Genomic DNA, 1,199 nt, shown 5'->3' on the forward strand with positions numbered 1-1,199 from the left:
GGTAATCCTCCCTAAAAATAATTGAGTTTAAAAGTAGAAAATCGAATAACCTTGATTTAAGGAGATTTTCTATGAAAACATCTAAGTATTCAGACAGCTTGATCATGAGTATCTTGAAGCAAGCTGAAGCAGGAACACCCATACCGAACTTGTGCCGCGAACATGGTATGAGCTCTGCTACATTCTACAAGTGGAAGTCCAAATATGGCGGCATGGATCTTTCAATGATGACGCGGCTTAAAGAACTTGAGGCTGAAAATGCCCGTTTAAAACGCATGTATGCTGATGAGCGGCTAAAGTCAGACATCTTGCAAGATGCACTTTTAAAAAAGTTTTAAGGCCTGTTCAGCGAAAGTCACTTGCTCAGCAAGCTACTGAGCAATTTAAGATTTCAATCAGCATGGCCTGCTTAATTTTTAAAGTCAGTCAAACGTGTTATCGCTATAAAGCTCGTTTAGATGAAGAGAATCAACAGATTGCCGAATGGTTGATTCAATTAACCAATGATCATAAAACATGGGGCTTCAAGCTTTGTTTCCTGTATTTGCGTAATGTTAAAAAATACAAATGGAACCACAAACGTGTCTATCGCATTTATAAGGAGCTTGAGCTTAATTTAAGAATCAAGCCTAATAAGCGGATTAAACGAGAACAGCCAGAAACCCTTGCAGTACCGACAGCTAAGAATGAATCATGGTCAATGGACTTTATGCATGATCAACTCAGTGATGGACGTAGTTATCGAGTTCACAACGTGATTGATGACTATAATCGCGAGTCATTGGATATATTGATTGACTTTTCATTGCCAGCAGAACGTGTACTGAGAGGACTTGATCAGCTCATTGAATGGCGAGGCAAACCTAAACGCATTAGAACCGACAACGGCCCAGAGTATATAAGTGAGCTGATGGAAAAGTGGTGTGATCAGCATGGTATTGAGCATGTATTTACTCAACCAGGCAATCCACAGCAAAATGCATATGTTGAGCGATTTAATCGTACAGTACGTTATGAGTGTCTAAATCAATATTTATTTCGAGATCTGAGCGAGGTGCAGGACTATACAACTGACTGGCAGTACTTTTATAATCATGAACGACCTCATATGTCAGTAAATGGTTGTCCACCTATTTTTAAACAATAACAAGGCTTTAGATTTTCTACCCATTAATTCAATTAAAAATGGGGGTATTACC

General features: G+C 38.9%; 1 protein-coding gene. It reads left to right on the forward strand.

All coding sequences use genetic code 11. The features are described 5' to 3' along the window. Positions 1–71 precede the first annotated feature (71 nt). A protein-coding gene (locus tag FTU03_RS16015; RefSeq protein WP_087514472.1) for an IS3-like element ISAba20 family transposase occupies positions 72–1,147 on the forward strand; the annotation gives its coding sequence in 2 pieces (ribosomal slippage) (positions 72–324 and positions 324–1,147; 1,077 coding nt in all). The last annotated feature ends 52 nt before the right edge of the window (positions 1,148–1,199 follow it).

It is taken from the genome of Acinetobacter sp. YH12046 (assembly GCF_013419905.1).
GTDB lineage: Bacteria > Pseudomonadota > Gammaproteobacteria > Pseudomonadales > Moraxellaceae > Acinetobacter.